General features: G+C 72.6%; 15 protein-coding genes. 6 read left to right on the forward strand and 9 right to left on the reverse strand.

The features are described from left to right. Nucleotides 1-17 precede the first annotated feature (17 nt). From BUE30_RS00220 to BUE30_RS00235, 4 genes are all read left to right on the forward strand, one after another. Nucleotides 18-257, forward strand: coding sequence for a hypothetical protein (locus tag BUE30_RS00220; protein WP_073325544.1), 240 nt, complete (start codon nucleotides 18-20; stop codon nucleotides 255-257). Nucleotides 258-317: 60 nt separating this feature from the next. Continuing rightward, nucleotides 318-1,292 carry a glycosyltransferase family 2 protein gene (locus BUE30_RS00225; RefSeq protein WP_073325546.1) on the forward strand — a complete coding sequence of 325 codons (975 nt, stop codon included), beginning with the start codon at nucleotides 318-320 and terminating at the stop codon, nucleotides 1,290-1,292. Nucleotides 1,293-1,379: 87 nt separating this feature from the next. Next, complete coding sequence (locus tag BUE30_RS00230) at nucleotides 1,380-2,426, forward strand: glycosyltransferase family 2 protein (RefSeq protein WP_244526240.1); 1,047 nt, start codon at nucleotides 1,380-1,382, stop codon at nucleotides 2,424-2,426. Next, on the forward strand, nucleotides 2,423-3,418 hold the full coding sequence (locus BUE30_RS00235; protein ID WP_073325550.1) for a glycosyltransferase family 2 protein: 996 nt from the start codon (nucleotides 2,423-2,425) through the stop codon (nucleotides 3,416-3,418). The genes BUE30_RS00230 and BUE30_RS00235 overlap by 4 nt, the downstream gene beginning before the upstream one ends. An 84-nt stretch (nucleotides 3,419-3,502) precedes the next feature. Here BUE30_RS00235 and BUE30_RS00240 read toward each other — a convergent pair whose 3' ends face one another. From BUE30_RS00240 to BUE30_RS00260, 5 genes are read right to left on the reverse strand one after another with little or no spacing between them, the layout of a single operon-like run. After that, complete coding sequence (locus BUE30_RS00240; protein ID WP_073325552.1) at nucleotides 3,503-4,663, reverse strand: glycosyltransferase; 1,161 nt, start codon at nucleotides 4,661-4,663, stop codon at nucleotides 3,503-3,505. A 10-nt stretch (nucleotides 4,664-4,673) separates the two neighbouring features. Then, nucleotides 4,674-6,581, reverse strand: a complete 1,908-nt coding sequence (locus BUE30_RS00245; RefSeq protein ID WP_073325554.1) for a glycosyltransferase family 2 protein — start codon at nucleotides 6,579-6,581, stop codon at nucleotides 4,674-4,676. Nucleotides 6,582-6,584: 3 nt separating this feature from the next. Continuing rightward, nucleotides 6,585-7,796, reverse strand: coding sequence for a glycosyltransferase family 61 protein (locus BUE30_RS00250; protein WP_170865596.1), 1,212 nt, complete (start codon nucleotides 7,794-7,796; stop codon nucleotides 6,585-6,587). A 44-nt stretch (nucleotides 7,797-7,840) separates the two neighbouring features. After that, nucleotides 7,841-8,989: a glycosyltransferase gene (locus BUE30_RS00255; RefSeq protein ID WP_073325558.1), complete on the reverse strand. Its 1,149-nt coding sequence runs from the start codon at nucleotides 8,987-8,989 to the stop codon at nucleotides 7,841-7,843. After that, nucleotides 8,986-10,179 carry a glycosyl transferase family 1 gene (locus BUE30_RS00260; protein ID WP_139300433.1) on the reverse strand — a complete coding sequence of 398 codons (1,194 nt, stop codon included), beginning with the start codon at nucleotides 10,177-10,179 and terminating at the stop codon, nucleotides 8,986-8,988. Before BUE30_RS00260 ends, BUE30_RS00255 begins: the two co-directional genes overlap by 4 nt. Before the next feature lie 547 nt (nucleotides 10,180-10,726). Here BUE30_RS00260 and BUE30_RS00265 point away from each other — a divergent pair. Further along, a complete protein-coding gene (locus BUE30_RS00265; RefSeq protein WP_073325563.1) occupies nucleotides 10,727-12,772 on the forward strand; it encodes an ATP-binding protein in 2,046 nt (681 codons plus the stop codon). A gap of 223 nt (nucleotides 12,773-12,995) precedes the next feature. Here BUE30_RS00265 and tgt read toward each other — a convergent pair whose 3' ends face one another. From tgt to tyrS, 4 genes are all read right to left on the reverse strand, one after another. After that, nucleotides 12,996-14,126 (reverse strand): tRNA guanosine(34) transglycosylase Tgt, encoded by a 1,131-nt coding sequence (tgt, locus tag BUE30_RS00270; RefSeq protein ID WP_073325565.1) that lies wholly within the window; start codon nucleotides 14,124-14,126, stop codon nucleotides 12,996-12,998. 301 nt (nucleotides 14,127-14,427) lie between these two features. After that, entirely contained in the window at nucleotides 14,428-15,189 is a 762-nt protein-coding gene (locus tag BUE30_RS00275; protein ID WP_170865597.1) for a GNAT family N-acetyltransferase, read from the reverse strand. A gap of 139 nt (nucleotides 15,190-15,328) precedes the next feature. Beyond that, the gene (locus tag BUE30_RS00280) at nucleotides 15,329-16,606 is read right to left on the reverse strand and encodes a cation:proton antiporter (RefSeq protein ID WP_073325569.1); all 1,278 of its coding nucleotides are present in this window, start codon (nucleotides 16,604-16,606) and stop codon (nucleotides 15,329-15,331) included. 6 nt (nucleotides 16,607-16,612) lie between these two features. Beyond that, on the reverse strand, nucleotides 16,613-17,932 hold the full coding sequence (gene tyrS / locus BUE30_RS00285) for a tyrosine--tRNA ligase (RefSeq protein WP_073325571.1): 1,320 nt from the start codon (nucleotides 17,930-17,932) through the stop codon (nucleotides 16,613-16,615). Nucleotides 17,933-18,030: 98 nt separating this feature from the next. Between tyrS and BUE30_RS00290 the strand changes: the two genes are divergently transcribed. After that, entirely contained in the window at nucleotides 18,031-19,008 is a 978-nt protein-coding gene (locus BUE30_RS00290; protein WP_073325573.1) for an anhydro-N-acetylmuramic acid kinase, read from the forward strand. Nucleotides 19,009-19,021 lie beyond the last annotated feature (13 nt).

Consider the following 19,021-nt stretch of genomic DNA (forward strand, 5'->3'; position numbering starts at 1 on the left):
CGCGAAGACCGATCACCGTGAAACGATCCGCGATACGGACCATCGCCTGGGGCTACGGCCTCGCCCTGGTTCTCGCCGTGGCGGCCGGTCTCTTCGGCCGTCCGGTCTGGCAGGCGCTGCTCGGCTGGTGGGTCGGCGGTGCGGTCTTCAGCCTGATCGTGGCGGTCATCCACGCCCGGTCGGACCGCCGGCAGGCGCGGGTCGCGCCGCAGGATCGCACGACCGGATCGCGCGGGGGGTCCACGAACCGGTCGTGAGGCCACCTTGCCGGTCGGCGCGGGCCGGCTAGTCTGTCGCATGGAGCGCAGCGAGGCGGCATGATCCACCCGGACGTCACCATCGTGATCGCCGCCTGGAACGCCGAGGCAACGCTCGGCCGTGCCATCGACAGTGCCCTCTCGCAGCAGGGTGTCGCCGTCGAGGTGCTCGTGATCGACGACGCGTCTTCGGACGGGACCGCCGCTCTCGCCGAGCGGCGGGCCGGGCCCGACGGGCGGCTGCGCCTTCTGCGCATGCCGCGCAACGGCGGACCGGCCGCTGCCCGGAACATGGCGCTGACTGCCGCACGGGCGGCATGGATCGCCCCGCTCGACGCCGACGACATGATGGAGCCGGAGCGCATCCGGCGCCTTCTCGACATCGCGTCGGACGAAGATGCGGACATGGTCGCCGACGATCTCTGGCGGCAAGAGGAGGCCGATCGCGACGGCCGGACCCGATGCCGGTTGTTCTCGGACGCTCCGATCGGCCGGGTGAGGCTCGACGCCGCGTCCTTCGTGTCCGGCAATCTGTCTTCGCGGCACGGCGGGCGGAGGGAGCTGGGCTTCGTCAAGCCGCTCATGCGAAAGGACTTTCTCGACCGGCATGGCCTGCGTTACCCGGATCTGCGGCTCGGCGAGGATTACGCGCTCTACACGCGCGCGCTTCTGCTGGGCGCCCGCTTCGTGCTGACGGATCCGGCAGGCTACGTGGCGATCGTCCGGGAGGGCTCGCTCTCCGGGCGGCACCCCACCGAAGTCCACGGCGCCCTCGCGGCGGAGGACCGGGCGCTGCTGGCGATGCCGCAGGCGACGGGGCAGGCGCGGCGGGTCTTGAGGGCCCACCTGCGCGAAGTTCAGAAGGAATGGGCGTGGCGGCGCATGATCGACGCCGTCAGGGGACGCGACCCGCTGGCGGCGGCGCGCTGCCTCGCCGGTCCGCCCGCCGTGTCCGCCGATCTCGTGGCGCGTCTCGGGCGCGAGGCGATGGGGCGCATGCGGGCGCGGGTCGCGGGGCGGCCGGCAGGAAACTGATCCTCAGCCGGGATCAATCGGCCCCGTCCCCTGTTCGGGGACGAACCGCTGCACGCCCCGCGTGCGGACTGCCCAGGGCCAGATATCGTGCTGACAGATCCCCCCTCCACCCCGGCTCGGGCGTTCGATCCGGCGGATGTCCTGGTCGTGATCCCGACGCTCGACGAGGCGGAGACGATCGAGCTCTGCCTCGACTCTCTACTCGACGCCGACGGCTTCGCCCAGGCGACGCGCATCGTCGTCGCCGATGGCGGCAGCGGCGACGCGACACGGCGCATCGTTTCCGACCTCGCGGAGCGGCGCTATCGGAACCTGCGGTTGATCGACAATCCGGACCGTCTGCAATCCGCGGCGGTCAACCGGGCCGTGGACCTGATGGGGGCCATGAGGGGCGATGGCGTGCTCGTCCGCTGCGATGCCCATGCCCGGTATCCGGCAGGCTATCTGCGCGGCATCGCCGGCGCGCTGGCCGCCCGCCCCGAGGCCGCGTCGGTGGTCACGGTCCTCGACGCAGGGGGCGGCAGCGGGTTCCAGCGGGCCGCAGCCTGGGCTGTCGACACGGGTCTCGCATCCGGCGGCTCGGCCCATCGCGGCGGCCGCCGCTCGGGCTGGGTCGATCACGGACACCATGCCGGCTTCCGGCTGGACTGGTTCAGGCGCCTCGGCGGCTACGATCCGACCTTCTCGCACAACGAGGACGCCGAATACGATCTGCGTCTCGCTCGCGCCGGTGGCCGGATCTGGCTGGATGCGGATCTGCGCGTCGACTACGCGATGCGCGGGGGTCTGCCGCAGCTGTGGAGACAGTACCGCAGTTACGGGCGGGGCCGGGCCCGGACATGGCTGAAGCATCGGGCGGGACTGCGTCTCCGCCAGCAGGTGCCCGTTCTCAACCTCCTCCTCCTCCTGGCGAGCGTCGCGGCCGCCCCCTTCGCGCCGGCCGCTCTGCTCTACCCGGCATTCTATGCCGCGGCGCTGACGGGCGTCTCGCTCGCCGCTATCGCCGCGCTCCGCGACCCGTCGGGGGCCTGGGCCGGCCCCGCGACGGGCGCGATCCATCTCGGTTGGGGCAGCGGGTTCCTGCAGGAGGCGATCACGGGGCACGGCCAGCGCGTCGGGGTGCAGACCAGATGACCGGTCCCGTCCTTCCTCCGGTCACGGTCGACGTGCTGATCTGCACATTCCGCAGACCGCAGGTCGCCGAAACGCTGCGTTCGGTCGACGCGCAGCGACTGCCGGCCGGCCTCGGCCTGCGGGTCGTCGTCATGGACAACGACGGAACGGGATCCGGCCGGGTGCCGGTGCTGACCGCGGCCCGGGACATGCAGATTCCCGTCCGCTACCTCCGGACCGGCGGAGGCAACATCTCGACCGCCCGCAACGCCCTTCTCGACGAGGCGCAAAGCGGATGGGTCGCGTTCCTGGACGATGACGAGGTCGCATCGCCCCACTGGCTCTCCTCCCTCTGGCGCTGCGCGACGGCGACCGGCGCGGACGCCGTCTTCGGCCCCGTCCTTTCGGTCTATCCGCCCGGGACGCCGGACTGGATCCGGCAGCTCGACCTTCATTCCAGCAGGCCGGTCCGGCGTGCCGGGGTGGTCGAGACCGGGATCGCCGGCAACGTCCTTCTCCGCTGCGACGATCCCCGCTGGAGCGGCGAGCGCTTCGACGTCGGGCGGGGCCGCACCGGCGGCGAGGATACCGAGTTCTTCTTTCGGCTCCACCGCCTCGGCGCGCGGTTCGAGATCGCCGACGACGCGGACGTGCACGAGCCCGTCTCTCCCGATCGGCTCGGCTTCCGCTGGCTGGCCCGCCGCCGCTACAGGATGGGGCAGAGCTATGCGGCCCGGGCGAGCGGACGCGCCGAACGCCTGCGCCTCGGCGCCGGCGCGGCGGCCAAGGCGACGGCCTGCGGCGGGATGACCGGGCTCCACGCCCTGTCGCGCGCCCGGCGGGCGGCCTGGGCCCTGCGGGCGGCCCTGCATCTGGGTGTGGTGGCCGGGGCCCTGTCGCTGCCCCAGCGCGTGAGCTACGGAGGCGATGCGAGCGGGCAGGATCCGGACCCGGGGGCGACGACGCGGCCCCCTGCGCCTGCGAGGCGCGGGCGCGGTCCGGATCCGGGGTGATCGCGCGGCCGGGCCCGGGGGTTTCGCCGGCCGGAACGCTCCCGTCAGCCTGCGGAGCCGATCCCTTCGGCCGCCGCGATCCGGTCAGGCCCGCGCGAGGCACGGCGCAGCCCGGTCCGGCCTGCGCGAGGCAAGACGCAGCTCCGCCTCGAGCAGATCGAGCTGGCGCTGCGCATCGAACCCCGTCTCGATCGTCGCGCGCCCCCGACGGGCCATCAGGGCCAGTCCCTTGGGATCTGCCGCCACTCCGCGAAGCAGCGAAGCGAGCGCCCGGGGATCGCGTTCGGGCGCGAGAAGGCCCGAAACGCCGTTCTCCATCAGCTCCGGGATCCCGGAATGGTACGTGCTGACCGCGACCGCACCCGTGGCCATCGCTTCCATCAGGGACACGGGGATGCCCTCGGCATCGCCGTTCCCCGCGACGACGCTGGGCAACAGGAAGAGATGGCACCGGGTCAACAGGCGGTGCACCTCCCGATGGGGCAGGGGGCCGTGGAACGTGATGCGCCGCGACACCGACGATTCGCGGACCTGCATCCTCAGTCGGGCGGCCAGTTCCCCCCCGCCGACGATGTCGTAGGACCAGTCGAGATCGGGAAGTTCCTTCTGCAGGATGTCCAGTGCGGCGATGGCGTCGCCGATCCCCTTCTTCTCGGTCAGGCGACAGACCGACAGCAGCCGGAGCGGGCGCGCGGTCCAGTCACGCGCCGCGAACCGGAAGCGGGACAGATCGATGCCCATGTGGTTGACCCGCGTGCGTGCGCGGGGCGCGCCCGCCTCGACCAGCATCCCCCGGAACCGATCGTTGACCGGCAGATGTGCGGCACCCTCGCGGAACAGGGTGCCGTAGAGCGACAGGCCGCCGTCGTGGTGAACGGTCGCGACGTCGTGTCCGTGATAGATCGTCACGAGCGGCGGCAGACCGGGCCTGTGCGCGGCGAGGTCGGCGATCCGCGCGCCTTCGTATCCGAAATGCGCGAGCACGACGTCGAACTCCGACAGGAAGGATCCGTCGAGCCTGTCAAGGGCCCGGCGGAAACGATGGCCGGCGCGGAGAGGCAGTCGCGACAGGAGCGGTCGCAGGCCCGAGAGCGGTCCCCAATGCGGCCTTCCGCAACCCGGGACGGTCACCCGGTTGCAGAGGACCTCCACCCTGTGCCCCCGCCGGCGCAGCCCCTCGACCTGATCGAGGACGAACGTCTCGGACAGCTTCGGGAACGCATCGACCACGACGCAGATCGACAATGGCCCGTCGCTACGCACCCGGATGCACGCGCGCGGAACGCAGCCGCCCCCAGAACTGGCCCAGGCGCCGCGACAGACCGGCCCGGATCGGACGCGGCAGGACCGACAGGGCCAGGAGGACGTAGGCCGCCGGATGGGCGGGCCGGTCCCGCGCGGCCTTCGCCAGCAGCCAGCGCCCGGCGCGGGCATCGCCGTCGTCCCAGTCGAGGTGCCGCCGTGCGCTGTCCATCTGGTAGCGCCAGCGCATCCCAAGGCGCGCCGCCTCGATCCCGTGTCGGCTGACGAAGAGATCGCGCGCGGCCATGTTCGCCGCGAAGTTGCGGGACCGCCGCTCGCCCGTCTCCGCCTGTCCCGGTCCGTCATCGTAGATCATCAGGGGCTCCGGAAGGACGTCGAAGTCGTAGAAGCGTCCGATCCGCGCCCAGTAGTCATGGTCCTCGTTCGCGGGAAGCGTCTCGTCGAACCCGCCGACCGCGTCAGCCACCTCGCGCCGGATCATCACCGAAGAGGTCCCGAAATGGACGACGTTCCCCGCCAGGATCTCGGGGAGGACGTCGCCGCGGAGCGAGGGCGACCAGGTCTCGCCGCTGGTTCGGAGCCGCAACCCGGTATGGCACAGTCCGACCCGCGACGGGCGCCGGCCCATCAGCGCGACCTGTCGGGCGGTCTTTTCCGGCATCCACTCGTCATCGGAATCGAGAAAGGCCAGAAGGGCGCCCCGTGCCTCGGACAGCCCGCGATTGCGCGCCGCCGCGACGCCGCGATTGCCGGCGAGGCGGATGTAGCGCAGGCGCGGATCGTCGAACCCGGCGACCGTCTCGTCCGTCCCGTCGGTCGAGCCGTCGTCGATCACCAGCAGCTCGAGACGGGGGTAGGTCTGGTCCAGCACCGACCTGATGGCGGTCCGGACGGGTCCCGCGCGCTGGAAGGTCGGAAGGATGACGCTGACCAGCGGGTCCGGCTGGTCGCCCGGTTCCCGGTCGGGAACGGGGGCCGCCGGTCCGATCGGAATACGGGAACGTTCGCGCCGCCGCCCGGCCGCGCGGGCGGCCGTCCGGTGCAGCCGGCGCGCCCTCCCGAAGCCCCCGTTCCGCGACACTCCCCGGCCGGCGGCTTCGGCAGTTCCCGGATCGACCCCGGCACTCTCCTGCGCGATGGACGCGAAACCTTCCGCAAGGGCGGCGCGATAGCGGCCCAACTTGTCCTCGCCGGCCAGACGCCCTTCGATGCCCTCCAGGACCGACAGGCGGGCGGCGAGGCCCCGCGGCGTGCGGGACATCCCGCTGAGCGAGACGGCGTCCCCCGGCAGGCGGCGATAATAGGCGAGTCCCTCCCGGCTGCGGACGAGCGGCGTGCCTGAGGCCAGCGCCCGCATCATCAGCTCGCCGTCCTGGTTGACGGCCAGCGCCTCGTTCCAGCCGCCCGTCAGCTCGAACGCGTCACGCGACCACAGGACCGAGCAGGGCGGGTGGTACCAGCCGGTGATCCAGGCGGCGAGATCGTCCTGGTCGGGCCGCCGCGGCGGGGTGGAGGCAGGGGCCGGGATCCACGCCTCTCCCTCCTTCACGTAGCGGCGCCAGGGGCAGGCGGCGATGGCAGCGCGTCGCGGCGCGAGCGCCCGGGTCATGGCGGCGAGCGCCGACGGTCCGAGAAGATCGTCGGCGTCGAGGAACATCAGGGCGTCGCCCGTGGCCTCTTCCGCGCCGAGGTTGCGGGCCGCGGGCGCGCCGCGCCGCGCGCATCGCACGAGGTGGACCGCCGGGCCGAAGCCGGCCGCCACCTCGGCGCTGCCGTCCGTCGATCCGTTGTCGACGACGATCACCTCGGCCGGCGGAGATGTCTGGTTCAGCGCCGATCGGATCGCCGGGGCGAGGTAGGGGCCCCCATCGCGCACCGGTATGATGACGGAGACACGCATGGATCAGCCTTCCGCGCGGGCTTCGCGGGCCAGGGCCGCCTCGATCCCCTCGAGAGTGTCCTTCAGGGTCGCGGGGTCGACGTGAAGGTCGCGCTCGAGCGGTGGCCCGCTCCCCCGGCTTCGCGCCGGCACCAGATGGTAGCGATGCCCCATCGCCGCCGACAGCGCGTAGAAATTGGGATTCGGAAAGTCGGGAGAGGCGATCTCGGCCACGTGGGTTCCCTCGCGGCAGAACATGACATTGGTCAGGCCCGCCCCGTGCGGGGCCAGGACGACCCGGGCCTGCCTCATCAGCGCGACCTGATCGCGGAATCCCAGATCCTCGAGCGCGACCGTCTCGAAGCCGTATCGGTCGAGCAGTTCGCCGATCTCGGCCTCGTTCCGCAACCGGCGGAATCGCGCCCGCGCACGGGTGATGAAGATGCGGCGGAACGGCTGCGATGCATCCGCCGGCGCGATCGCGTCCCGGACAGGCCGCAGCAGTTCCGGCCGGAACCGGTCGGTGACGAGAAGGGTCAGCTCGTCGACGTCGAGGGGGCGGGACGGATCGTGGCGCGGCAGCGGGTCGGGGTCGATCCCCAGGAGCCGGATCGATGCGTCCTGCGCCGGGGTCAGGTCCTGCGGCAGCAGGACCCCCTCGAGCCGGCCGGTCTCGCGCAGCAGCTGCAGCTTGGGAAGGTGCGCCGTCAGCCAGTGCGAATGGTTGTCGCAGACCCTCTCGAGGATCCAGGTCGCCCGGCGCAGCCGCACGGGTTCGGTGCGGTCCGCGATCGCCTGGCGAAGGACTTCGGCATGGCCGTTGCGGAACTTCACCTCCCGGGTGTCGAGGGCGCGGCGCCCCGCGCCGAGAATCGCCGGATAGAATTCGCCCCGCGGATTCCTGTAGGACACGATGCGGGCGTCGGGCAGGGTGACGATCAGGGTCGGACCGCTCGTCCGGCTGGGCACATCCCGCATCGAATAGCCCCACCAGTGCCGGGTATCGGGCAGCCGGTTCCGCTCCGCGACCGTGACCGGCAGCGGGTTGCTGGCACGGGCGGTGTCGTGGATCGTCTCGACGGCCCCGCCGGCCGCCTGTCTCCGTCGCGCATAGGCGGCAGGATCCTCGGCCACGACATGGCGGTAGCCGAACCATCCGGGCGGCGCCCCGATGTCCACTGCGGTCCCGATGGCGCGTCGCGCCGCCTTGCGGGCGGCCAGGTCGAGACCCCGCACGGCGGCCCGACCTCGTTCGGTGGGTGTGCCGATCGCACGGAACATCATGGTGCCCCCTCTCCTGGTACCGCTGCCGTCGGAAAGCCGTCCGAAACCGGACCGGGCCCCCGTTGTTCCCGGCCGCCGCGTCGATGGGCGGCCACCGCGGCCTCAAGGACGGCCGCGACCGCGTCCATCTGCACCGTTCGGTCCAGCGCCGGCCGCGCGGCGTGCCGCTCCGCCGCGGCCGAAAGGGAGCCATAGCGGGCGGCGTCGTCCCAGATCGCTCTCAGCGCCGCCACCCAGACGTCCGGCGGGGCGTCGGGATCGACGAGGAGGCCGCCGGGGCCGACGGCCTCCGGCAGGCCGCCGCACCGGGACGCGAGGACCGGGATGCCGCTGAACTGGGCCTCCGCCGCGACGCGGCCGAACGCCTCCTGCCAGAGACTCGGCACGAGCAGGATCGCCGTCCGGCCGTAGACGTCGCGCATGTCGTTCGTCCTCGGCACCAGCGTCACGTTCGGCAGGCCCGCCAGGGCCGCGTCCCGCCGCTCGTGCTCGGCGGGGTCCAGACCCCAGCCGTCGACGAACAGGAACGGGATGTCCGGGCAGGCGCGCGCGATCCCGATCGCGGTGTGGAGTCCCTTCAGCGGATGGGGATTGATGAAGGTCACGACCTGCCGGCTGGTCCGCGTGCGATAGGCCTCCGGCCGGAAGGTCGGGTGGATCACGGTCGCCGCGAGGCCGTGGTTTCGGGCATACCAGTCGGCGGTGAAGGCGGAATTGGCGATGGTATGGACGGGGCCGAGCTCCGACGCATCGCCTCCGAAATCCTCCGCTTCCACGTTCCTGAGGTAGAGGACGACCGGGACCCCGGCCGCCAGGAAACCGCGGGCCAGCGGCACCGGTTGCCCCGACTGCACGAGCGCCACGTCGGGCGCTTCGCGGGCGACCAGCTCGGCCACGGCTCCGGGCGGAAACCAGCCGCGATGGACCGGGTAGCCGAGCCGGTCGTCGCGGACCAGTTGCCCGCCTCCCAGCTTCAGCCGCACCCGTCCCGACATCCCCGTCCAGCCCGCCCCCGTGAGCCCGGCGAGGATCGACACGCGATGGCCCCGGATCCCAAGATCGGTGGCGAGGTCGTGCGTGCTGCGCTGCGCGCCGCCGACGATCTGAGGCAGGTACGGATGGGCGCTTGCGAGAACGATCCTCATGCCGGGCCACCCGGCCGGGGGCGCGGCTTCGGCGGACGATCCGGGCCGGATCGCCCGGAAACGGCGCGCACCAGCGCCGCCGACTCGTCCGGAGAGCTGGTCCACAGGTGCCGGGGCGCCGAGGTCAGATCCGCGACGAGCCTGCCGTAGCGCTCCGGCGACAGCCCGGCGAAGACCGCCTCCAGCCGGTCGCCCTCGACATCGGGCAGGACGAGCCCGACATCGTTCCGGTCGAGGAACCGGCCCGTCTCGGTGCCCGCCAGCGCGATCGGGATCGTGGCGTGATGCCCGCTCTCGTAGAGCCGGTTCGGCAGCAGCCAGGCCGAGTTGTGCCCCTCCTCGTAGAAGTCGATGCACCACGCGAAATGGACCCCGCCATAGAGATCGGCGAGGTCGCGAGAGCCGTCATAGGGGCCGCCGAACGTCATGAACGGGCTGGCCGCGAGGCGCGCGTCGAAATCGGGAAAGACGGCGGGCGACGGCCGCCCGCGAAGCACGACCTCGACCCGGCCGTTCATGCCGCGCGCGAGGTCGGCCAGGAGGTCGAAGGACCGGCGGCAGCGAAGGTTCCCGAACCAGCCGATCCTGAAGGGCGGCCCCGGCTCGGTCGGCGGCGTCGGCGGCGCCGGCGGCCGGCCCGGCCGGAGCGCGACCTTGTTCTCGACGACGAGTGCAGGGGCCGCACACAGCCCGCCGAGGTGACGGACGACGAAGGCCGGGGCGCTGGTCAGGACGAGGTCCGCATGGCGCGCGAGCGAACGCTCGAGCGACTGCAGCGCGCGACCCGCCACCGACCGCGTCGTCAGGAGCCGATGGAGGTCGAGGCACTCGTAGACGATGCGGGGAGACCTGCCGCCCTTTCGGCCGATACGCCGCGCCACGGGCACGGCGATGGCGAGCATCTCGAGATTGCGGGCGACCAGCACCTCCGCGCCCATCAGCCGTCGGGCCAGGACATGCACCGTGGATAGCCGCGCCAGGACGACGGACGCGGCGCGCGCGATCAGCCGCGCATCCCGTGTCGTCCCCAGCACGAGGGGCCCCTCGGGCAGATCGGGACAGGGCGGTGGACGTCGCCCTTCGCGGACGAAGCCGACAAGCGCGACCGTCGCTCCGCCCTCCCGGAACATCGCGACGCGCCGCCCCACGGCCTGGTCCGACAGGTCATGCACCAAATATCCGATCCTCACGGAATCGTCCGGATCCATTCGATTTGTCCCAGCGCCCGGTTCCGGCACCGGCTGCCTTCGGCCGACGCCTCGCCCGGAACCGGAACCCGGCGCAGATGTTCCCGTCCCCGATCGCGAGCGCCCGCCTTACCGGGGCTGCGCGCGCCGGGATCGTCCGAAACGGGGCGAAGACCTGACAGGCGATGCCGGATCGCGGGAGCCCGCGCAGCCCGGGGGGGGGGGGGGGCGACGATCCGCCAATTGCAGCCAGGCCGGGATGCCGCCGGTCGCGCAAGGCAGGACTGTCGCCCGGGGCGGAATGCGCTGCTGCCGGGCAGGGGGCGGCGGCGGCGGCGCCGGCCGTGACTGCCTGGCAATGATCCGGCCGCACCCGGCCGGCGCTGCGGCTCGGCTCGGCTGGGCCGGCCAGCCGCCGCCTCGGACCGCGAAGGCGGCCGCCCGCCTAGTGATCGCCACAATGGCGCCGGTTTCGCGACAGCCTCGCATGATGTCTACTGTACCGGCCTGACTGGGGCGTTCAGCGCGAGAGGCGAGAGTGCCGATACCGATGTTGCGCAAGCGCGTGGTGGAATCGACGGTCGGCTCGGTCCTGGCCGTCCTTCTGACATTGGCCATCGCCGCGAGCGCGCTGAAGTTGTCGCAGACCCTGCATGCCGACCGGATCAACGATCTGCGGCTGACGGTCACGCTGGAAACCGTCGAGCTGCGCGAGAGGGTCGAAGCCGAGATCGACGCGGTGGTCTCGTCGCTGCTGCAGCTGGGGACCGCCCTTCGGCTCGATCCCGACATGACGCAGGCGGAGTACGAGATCGTCGCCGAGACGATCGTGAGGGACAACCCGTCGATCCTGAACCTCGCCGCGGCACGGGATCTGCGGCTCTCGCTCGCCTATCCCTACGAGCCCAACAGGACGATCCTGGGCTTCGATCTGCGGGACTACCCGGATCAGCTTGCGGGGGTCGCGAGGGCGATCAGGACCGGAAAGGTCGTGGTCGACGGTCCGGTCGAGCTGGTGCAGGGCGGTATCGGCTCGATCGGGCGTTACCCGGTCACGACGATCGACGCAGCGGGCGAGGAACGCCTCTGGGGGGTGGCCTCGGTCGTCTTCGACCATTCGGCCGCGATCGCCTCGGCGATCGGCGATGTCGTTCCCTCCGGGCTCCTGGTGGCGGTGACCTCCCAGGGGCCGCGCGACGGGGCCTTGCACGTGCTGTTCGGCGATGCGGGCGTCGCAGCCTCGCAGGATCCGGTCGAGCTCGGCTTCGACTTCGTCGGCGGAAACTGGAGCTTCTTCGCCGCCCCGGCAGGGGGGTGGCCGCAGAACGCCCTCACCCATCCGCACAACGTCGCGATAGCGGCCCTCGCGCTGCTGGCCATCGCGGCGATCTGGATCCTCCAGATCATCATGCGGAACTGGGACAAGGCGGAACTGCAGCTCCTGCGGGCCGTCGAGGCGATCAACGGCGGTTTCGCCATGTTCGATGCCGGGGGGCGGCTGCTCGCCTACAACGCGGCCTATACCCAGATGTACGACAGATGCCGCGGCGCCATCCGCCGCGGCGCGCGGTTCGAGGACATTCTTCGCGCGGGCCTGAGGAACGGCCAGTACCCCGATGCCGTCGGCCGCGAGGACGAATGGCTGGAGGAGCGCCTCGCGCTCCATGCGCATCCGGCCGGAGAGTTCGATCAGCGCCTCTCCAACGGACGCTGGGTGCGGATCAGCGAACAGCGGGCAGAGGACGGCGTCCTCGTGAGCATCCGTGTCGACGTGACCGAGCTGAAGGAAGCGCAGGCCGCGGCCGAGGCGGCAAACCGTGCGAAGACCGAGTTCCTGAACGTCCTCAGCCATGAACTGCGCACGCCGCTCACCGTCATCAACGGCTATGCCCGGCTCGTCGGCACGCCCGGCGCGATGCCGGACTCCCGCAGGCTCGCCTCGGTCATGGACGAGGCGCCGGACGATCCGGCCGCCTTGAGGGAAGCCGTCGAGTCGCGCGAAGGGTCGATCCGCCGGACCATGGAGACGATCCGGAAATCGGCCGATCATCTGCTGTACCTGGTCGAGGAGATGCTCGATTTCGGCAAGGTCGAGGCCGGGAAGCTCACGGTGGAGCCCGAGATCTGCGAGGTCTCAGGCCTCGTCGACGCGGCGGTCGAGCAATGCAGGGGGCGCGCCGAGGGCAAGGGCATCACGCTCGAGGTCGACGCGGCCGAGGCCCGGGTGATGGCCGATCCCAAGCGGACCCATCAGATCCTGCTCAACCTCATCGGCAATGCGGTCAAGTTCACCGAGGCCGGGTCGGTGCGCGTCTCGGTCCTCCCCCGGGACAATGTCGTCGAGATCGCCGTGACCGACAGCGGACCCGGCATCGCCGCCTCGGAACTCGAGTCCATCTTCAAGCCGTTCTACCAGGTGGATTCGTCGTCGGTGCGACGGGCCGGCGGCACCGGCCTGGGCCTGGCGATCGCGCGCGACCTCGCCGGACTTCAGGGCGGGGCGATCGGCGTCGAGAGCGAGCTGGGGGCCGGCAGCCGCTTCACCCTCTCCCTTCCCCGCTCGCGGAAGGGCGAGATGCGCCTCGCCGGCGAGTGATCGGCCGGGGGCGGCCTAGGGGTGGTCGCATCGGGGTCTGACCACGACCGGCCTGTTCCCCGGCCTCGGCGACCCCCGCATCCCCGCCCCGCACGTCGCGGGGATCCCCCGCCTCCCGGATCGGCGGCCGCTGGTACCGGGGCTTGCGGGGCGGGTCCTGGCGCTCCGTGGCGGCGGCGCCCGCATGCCGGGTGCGGTTCCGTCCTTTCTGGAGGCGGACGGCTCAGAGCCGCTCGATGTCGCCCTCGGCCCGGGCCGCGTGGAATCCGGCCTCCCACGCGGCGAACCGCCCCGCCGCGATGGCGTCCCGCATCCCGCCCATCAGCTCCTGGTAGTAGTGCAGGTTGTGCCAGGTCAGCAGCATGCCCGCGATCATCTCGCCGGCACGCACGACGTGGTGCAGGTAGGCCCGGGAATAGCCCGTGCAGGCCGGGCAGGTGCAGGCCGCGTCGAGCGGGCGCGGATCGTCGGCGTGGCGGGCGTTGCGCAGGTTGACCTGGCCGCGGCGGGTCCAGGCCTGCCCGGTCCGGCCGGACCGCGAGGGCAGCACGCAATCCATCATGTCGACGCCGCGCTTCACCGCGCCGACGATGTCGTCGGGCTTGCCCACGCCCATCAGGTAGCGCGGCTTGTCCACGGGCAGCGCGCCCGGCGCGTGGTCCAGGCAGGCGAACATCGCCTCCTGCCCCTCGCCGACGGCGAGGCCGCCGATCGCGTAGCCGTCGAAGCCGATGCCCGTCAACGCCTCGGCGCTCTCCTCCCGCAGGTCCGGTTCCAGCCCGCCCTGCTGGATGCCGAAGAGCGCGTGGCCCGGCCGGTCGCCGAAGGCGTCGCGGCTGCGCTGCGCCCAGCGCATCGACAGGCGCATGCTCTCCTCGATCCGGGCCCGGTCCGCCGGCAGGGCGGGGCATTCGTCGAAGGCCATCACGATGTCCGAGCCGAGCAGGCGCTGGATCTCCATCGAGGTCTCGGGGCTCAGCATGTGCTTGCTGCCGTCGATATGGCTGGCGAAGGTCACGCCCTCCTCCGTCAGCTTGCGCAGGGAGGCGAGGCTCATCACCTGGAAGCCGCCCGAATCGGTGAGGATCGGCCGGTCCCAGTTCATGAAGCGGTGCAGCCCGCCGAGACGCGCCACCCGCTCGGCCCCCGGCCGCAGCATCAGGTGATAGGTGTTGCCGAGCAGGATGTCGGCCCCGGTCTGCCGCACCGAGCCGGGCAGCATCGCCTTGACCGTCGCGGCGGTGCCGACGGGCATGAAGGCGGGCGTGCGGATCCCGCCCCTCGGGGTGGAGATGAGCCCGGTCCGGGCGGCGCCGTCGGTGGCGTGGAGCGCGAAGGAGAAGCGGTCGGTCATGAACGGGCGTGTAGGCCCGGCGGCGGCCGGGGGGAAGGGGCGGCGGGATCGGCGATGGGGGAGGACGGGGGCTCCGCCCCCGCGCGCTCCGCGCGCTCCCCCGGAGTATTTCGGGGCAAGATAAGAGGCGGGCCCGCTCGGGTTCGCGGCCGGTGCGGGTCGGGGGCGGCGCCGGCGCCCCGAAAGCGGATGCGGCGGCACGGGGCGCGCGCGGGGCGGACGAGGCGCAGGGGAGGCGGGCCGCGCCCCCATGGGCGCCCTGCGGCGGGAGGGGCGCCGCGGCGGGCCGCGTGTCCGGCGGTCAGGGCCGCAGCCGCAGCCACGAGCCGCCGAGGCGGCGGGGCGCGGCGCCGGCGCCGAGCTTGAACCGGGCGAGGCCGGGCGCGCGTCCCGTGTCGATCGTGCCGAGATCGAGATGCGTGGCGCCCTCCGCCGCGAAATGGCGGGCGGCGGCGGCGAGCAGGACGTGGTGGCCGCTGACCGCGCGCCCCGCCGCGCCGCACCAGCCGAGCAGGTAGGTCGCGGCATCGCCGTGGCGGAGGAAGAGCATCCCGGCCAGGGGCGCGCGGCCGCCCAGCCGGAAGAGCAGGGGCGGCGCGGGGCCGGCCGCGAGGGCGAGGATCAGGGCGTGCGGCAGGCCCCGGTAGCGGCGGGCGCGTCTCTGCGCCGCCTCCTGGCGCAGCAGCCAGTGGCCGGGATCGGGCGGCAGCGGCGCGACCTGCGGGGCGGGCGCGGCGCGTGCCCCCGCCACCGCGCGGTTGCGCCACTTGCCCGACGCGCGGGGCAGCGCATCGCCCGGCGGGCCGAGGGCGAGGAGGGCGAGCGTCGCCCCCGTCATCACCTGCCCGTAGCCCGCCGCGCGCAGCGGCGCGCCATCTCCCTCCGGCTCGACGAGGAGGGGGCCGTGGCGGCGCCACCAGCCGGCGTCCCGCGCCGGCGCGCGGATCGCGGCGGCGAGCGGGCCGCGCCGCTGCACCAGCACGCCGTCCCGCCAGCCGGATCGCAGCCCGGCCCGGGCCAGGGCGTCGGCCCAGAGGGGATGCTGGGGCAGGGGATTCTCCATCCCCCGCATCAACCGGCCGATAACCTGCGATCCCGTAAACGGGGGCCATGCGGCCCCGCGACCACCCCGCCCCCCGCCTCACCCCGCTCGGCGCGGCGCTGCTGGCGCTCGCCCTCGCGCTGCCGGGCGGGGCGGCGCTTCAGCTGCTCGCCTGGCTGTCCTGAGGATCGGCCGCGCCGCGCCGGGCCAGCCCCGCCGCCAGCCGCCCGATGCTCAGCCCCTGCACGACGATCGAGAAGACGACCACGACATAGGTGCAGGTCACGATGAGCGGGGTCCAGTCGCTCTCGGGCAGGGCGAGGGCCAGCGCGACCGAGATCCCGCCCTTCAGCCCCCCCCAGGTCATGATCCGCAGCGTGCCGCCCTCGAAATCGCGGAAGGGGCGCAGCAGCGTCAGCGGCACGAGGACCGCCGCCAGCCGTGCCGCCAGCGCCAGCCCGACGGAGGCCGCGCCCGCCAGCAGGAACTGCGCCTCGAAGGTGACGGCGAAGACCTCGATCCCGATCATCACGAAGAGGACCGCGTTCAGGATCTCGTCCACCAGCTTCCAGAAGCCCTCGACATAGGTCCGGGTCGTGTCGCTCATCCCGAAGCGCGCGCCCACGTCGCCGATCAGCACCCCGGCGCAGACCGCCATGATCGGACCCGAGACATGCAGCGCCACCGCCAGCTCGTAGCCGCCGAAGGCGAGGGCGAGGGTGATCAGCACCTCGAGCGCGTAATCGTCGATCCGCCGCATGATGCGGAAGGTCAGCCAGCCCAGGACCAGCCCCAGCGCCGCCCCGCCCAGCGCCTCCTGCATGAAGAGGCGGGCCGCGCCCCGAACCCCCTCGGCCTGCACCTCGCCCCCGCCGCCCGGAAAGGCGAGCGCGACGAGGATCAGCCAGACCACGTAGCCGACGCCGTCGTTGAACAGGCTCTCGCCCGCGATCCTGGTCGCCAGCCTACTGGACAGGCCGGCGCCGCGCAGCACGCCCATCACCGCCACCGGGTCGGTGGGCGAGATCAGCGCGCCGAAGACCAGCGCGGCGAGCAGCGGCATCCCCGTCAGCCACGAGAAGCCCACCCCGACGACGAGGGTCGAGATCCCGACCCCGATCGTCGCCATCAGTAGGATCACCGCCCATTCCGAGCGCAGGTCGTCGATCGAGACGTGCAGCGCCCCGGCAAAGAGCAGCAGCCCCAGCATCCCCTCGAGCAGCGTGTCCGAGAACTCGATGTCGAGGACCGCGCCGCGCACCGCCGCCTCGATCCCGATGCCGGGCGCGGCGAGGTCGACCAGAACCACCACGACAGAGGCGAGCAGCGCCACGACCAGCACCCCGATCGCCGAGGGCAGGCGCAGGAAGTGGTGATTGACCGCCCCGAACGCCGCCGCGAGCACGAGGAGCGCGGCGGCGACCTGCAGGACGGTCATCGCGGATCAGCCCAGCTGCACCAGGGCGTGCCGCTTCCTTCCGGCCGAGAGCTTCACCGGCGCGGCGAGGCGCGCGGCGTCGATCATCAGCCCGCCATCGGTCACCGGCTCGTCGTCGATCCGGGCGCCGTTGTCGGCGATCAGGCGCTTGGCCTCCTTGCCCGAGGCGGCGAGGCCCGAGCGCACGATCAGCTGCACGATCGAGATGCCGCTCCCCACTTCGCCTGCGCTGAGGGTCAGCGTGGGCAGGTCGTCCCCGATCCCGCCCTTCTCGAACACCTCGCGCGCCGTCGCCTCGGCCGCCCGCGCGGCCTCTTCCCCGTGCAGCAGCGCGGTCACCTCGTTGGCGAGGATCACCTTGGCCTCGTTGATCTCGGACCCGCCGAGCGCGCCGAGCCGGTCGCATTCCCCGACCGGCAGCTCGGTATAGAGCTTGAGGAACCGCCCGGTATCGGCGTCGGTCGTGTTGCGCCAGAACTGCCAGAACTCGTAGGGCGACAGCATGTCGCCGTTCAGCCAGATCGCGCCGCCCTGGCTCTTGCCCATCTTGCGCCCGTCCGAGGTCGTCAGCAGCGGCGTCGTCAGGCCGTAGATCTCGCGGTCGATCACCCGGCGGGTCAGGTCGATCCCGTTGACGATGTTGCCCCACTGGTCCGACCCGCCCATCTGCAGCAGGCAGCCGTGGCGGCGGTTCAGCTCGAGGAAGTCGTAGGCCTGCAGGATCATGTAGTTGAACTCGAGGAAGCTCAGCGACTGCTCGCGGTCGAGGCGGGACTTCACGCTCTCGAAGGACAGCATCCGGTTCACGCTGAAATGCCGGCCGATGTCGCGCAGGAAGTCGAGGTAGTTCAGCCCGTCCAGCCATTCGGCATTGTTGAGCATGAGGGCGGTTTTGTCCTGGCCTGCCGCTTCGCTGCTTGAGGCCGGGGCGTTCCGCGCTGCAGCGTCGCTGTCCGGGCCCGGCTCGCCCGCCCCGTAATCGAGGTAGCGGGCGAAGACCCGGCCCATCCCGGCGATATTGGCGTCGATCTGCTCGGGCCCCAGAAGCGGGCGCTCGTCGGCGCGGAAGCTGGGATCGCCCACCTTCGTCGTGCCGCCCCCCATCAGGGTGATCGGCCGGTGCCCCGCCTTCTGGAACCAGCGCAGTAGCATGATGTTCAGCAGGTGCCCCACATGCAGCGACTGCGCGGTGGCGTCGTAGCCGATATAGGCGGTGACCGTCCCGGCCTTCAGCGCGTCGTCGAGGGCCTGCAGATCCGTGCAGTCGGCGAGGAAGCCGCGCGCGATGATCTCGGTCAGGAATTCGGACTTGGGGTGGTAGGTCATGCTCTTGCGCCCGCCTTTGTGGTCGGCGCAGTCTATAGACCGGGCGCGCGGCGGGGAAAACCGCCCGCGCGGGCCGGGGGCTGAAAGACGGGCGGGGCATGGCACGGCATCATGGGCGCAGCGCGGGGCCGGTCCGCTGCGGGGCGGCGCATGTATCGTCCACGCTCGGCGCCGTGCACGCCACCTGGGTCGAGGGGGACGGCACCGCGATCACCGGGATCGGCCCCGTGGCCGGGCGCATGGTCACGGCGGCGGAGGCGGCCGCCCTGCGCGATCCCGACCGGAGCGAGCCGATGGTCGAGGAGATCTGCGCCGAGGCGCTGGCCGAGCTCGGGCCCCTCGACCTCGCGACCTTCGAGGGACCCGACCTGGGGGATCCGCAGCCCGTCGCCGGCAACGGGCAGATCGTGGCGGAGGTGCTGGAGATCCCGGTCATCTGGAACCTGCGCGCCGCCGATCTGGAGTTCGGCGGGCAGGGCGGGCCGATCGGCGGCTTCGGGCTTCTCGCGGTCGCGCGATTCCTCGGTCTGCCGGGACCGGCCGCGCTGATCGAGCTGGACCGCGCCGCGACCCTCACCTGGGTCGATCCGGGCGCGGAGGACGATTCCGCGGCTCTTATGGCCTTCGATGCCGGACCCGGACCGGCCGGCCCCCTGACGGACGGGGATGCGAGCGGCCCGCTCGGCACCGGGTTCTTCTACCGCATGCCGCCGCGCCGCTGGGACCGCGCGGCCGAGGCGGCGGTCGGGGGCGCGCCGCGCACCGCGCTCTGCGCCGAGGCGCTGCTCGACGCCCTCGAATACCTGCCGGCGGCGCCCCGGACGCTCTGGCTCGCCGGGCCGGGTCGCGGCGCGGCGGGGCTGTCCGATCGACTGGCGCGCGGCTCCGGCCTCGAGGTGCGGCCGATCGACGAGGCCGGTCTGGACGGGGAGGCCCTCGCGCCCGCCGCCCTGGCCCATCTCGCCCTGCGGGTCCGGGCCGGGCTGCCGGTCACCGCGCCGTCCCTGACGGGGGTGCGCGCCGCGATCGGCGGGGCGACCCGGTCGAGTCCCGGCGTGATCCCGCTATCCGGCTGACCGGGGACCGGAG

Origin of the sequence: Wenxinia saemankumensis, from assembly GCF_900141735.1 — a bacterium.
GTDB classification, from domain to species: Bacteria; Pseudomonadota; Alphaproteobacteria; order Rhodobacterales; family Rhodobacteraceae; genus Wenxinia; species Wenxinia saemankumensis.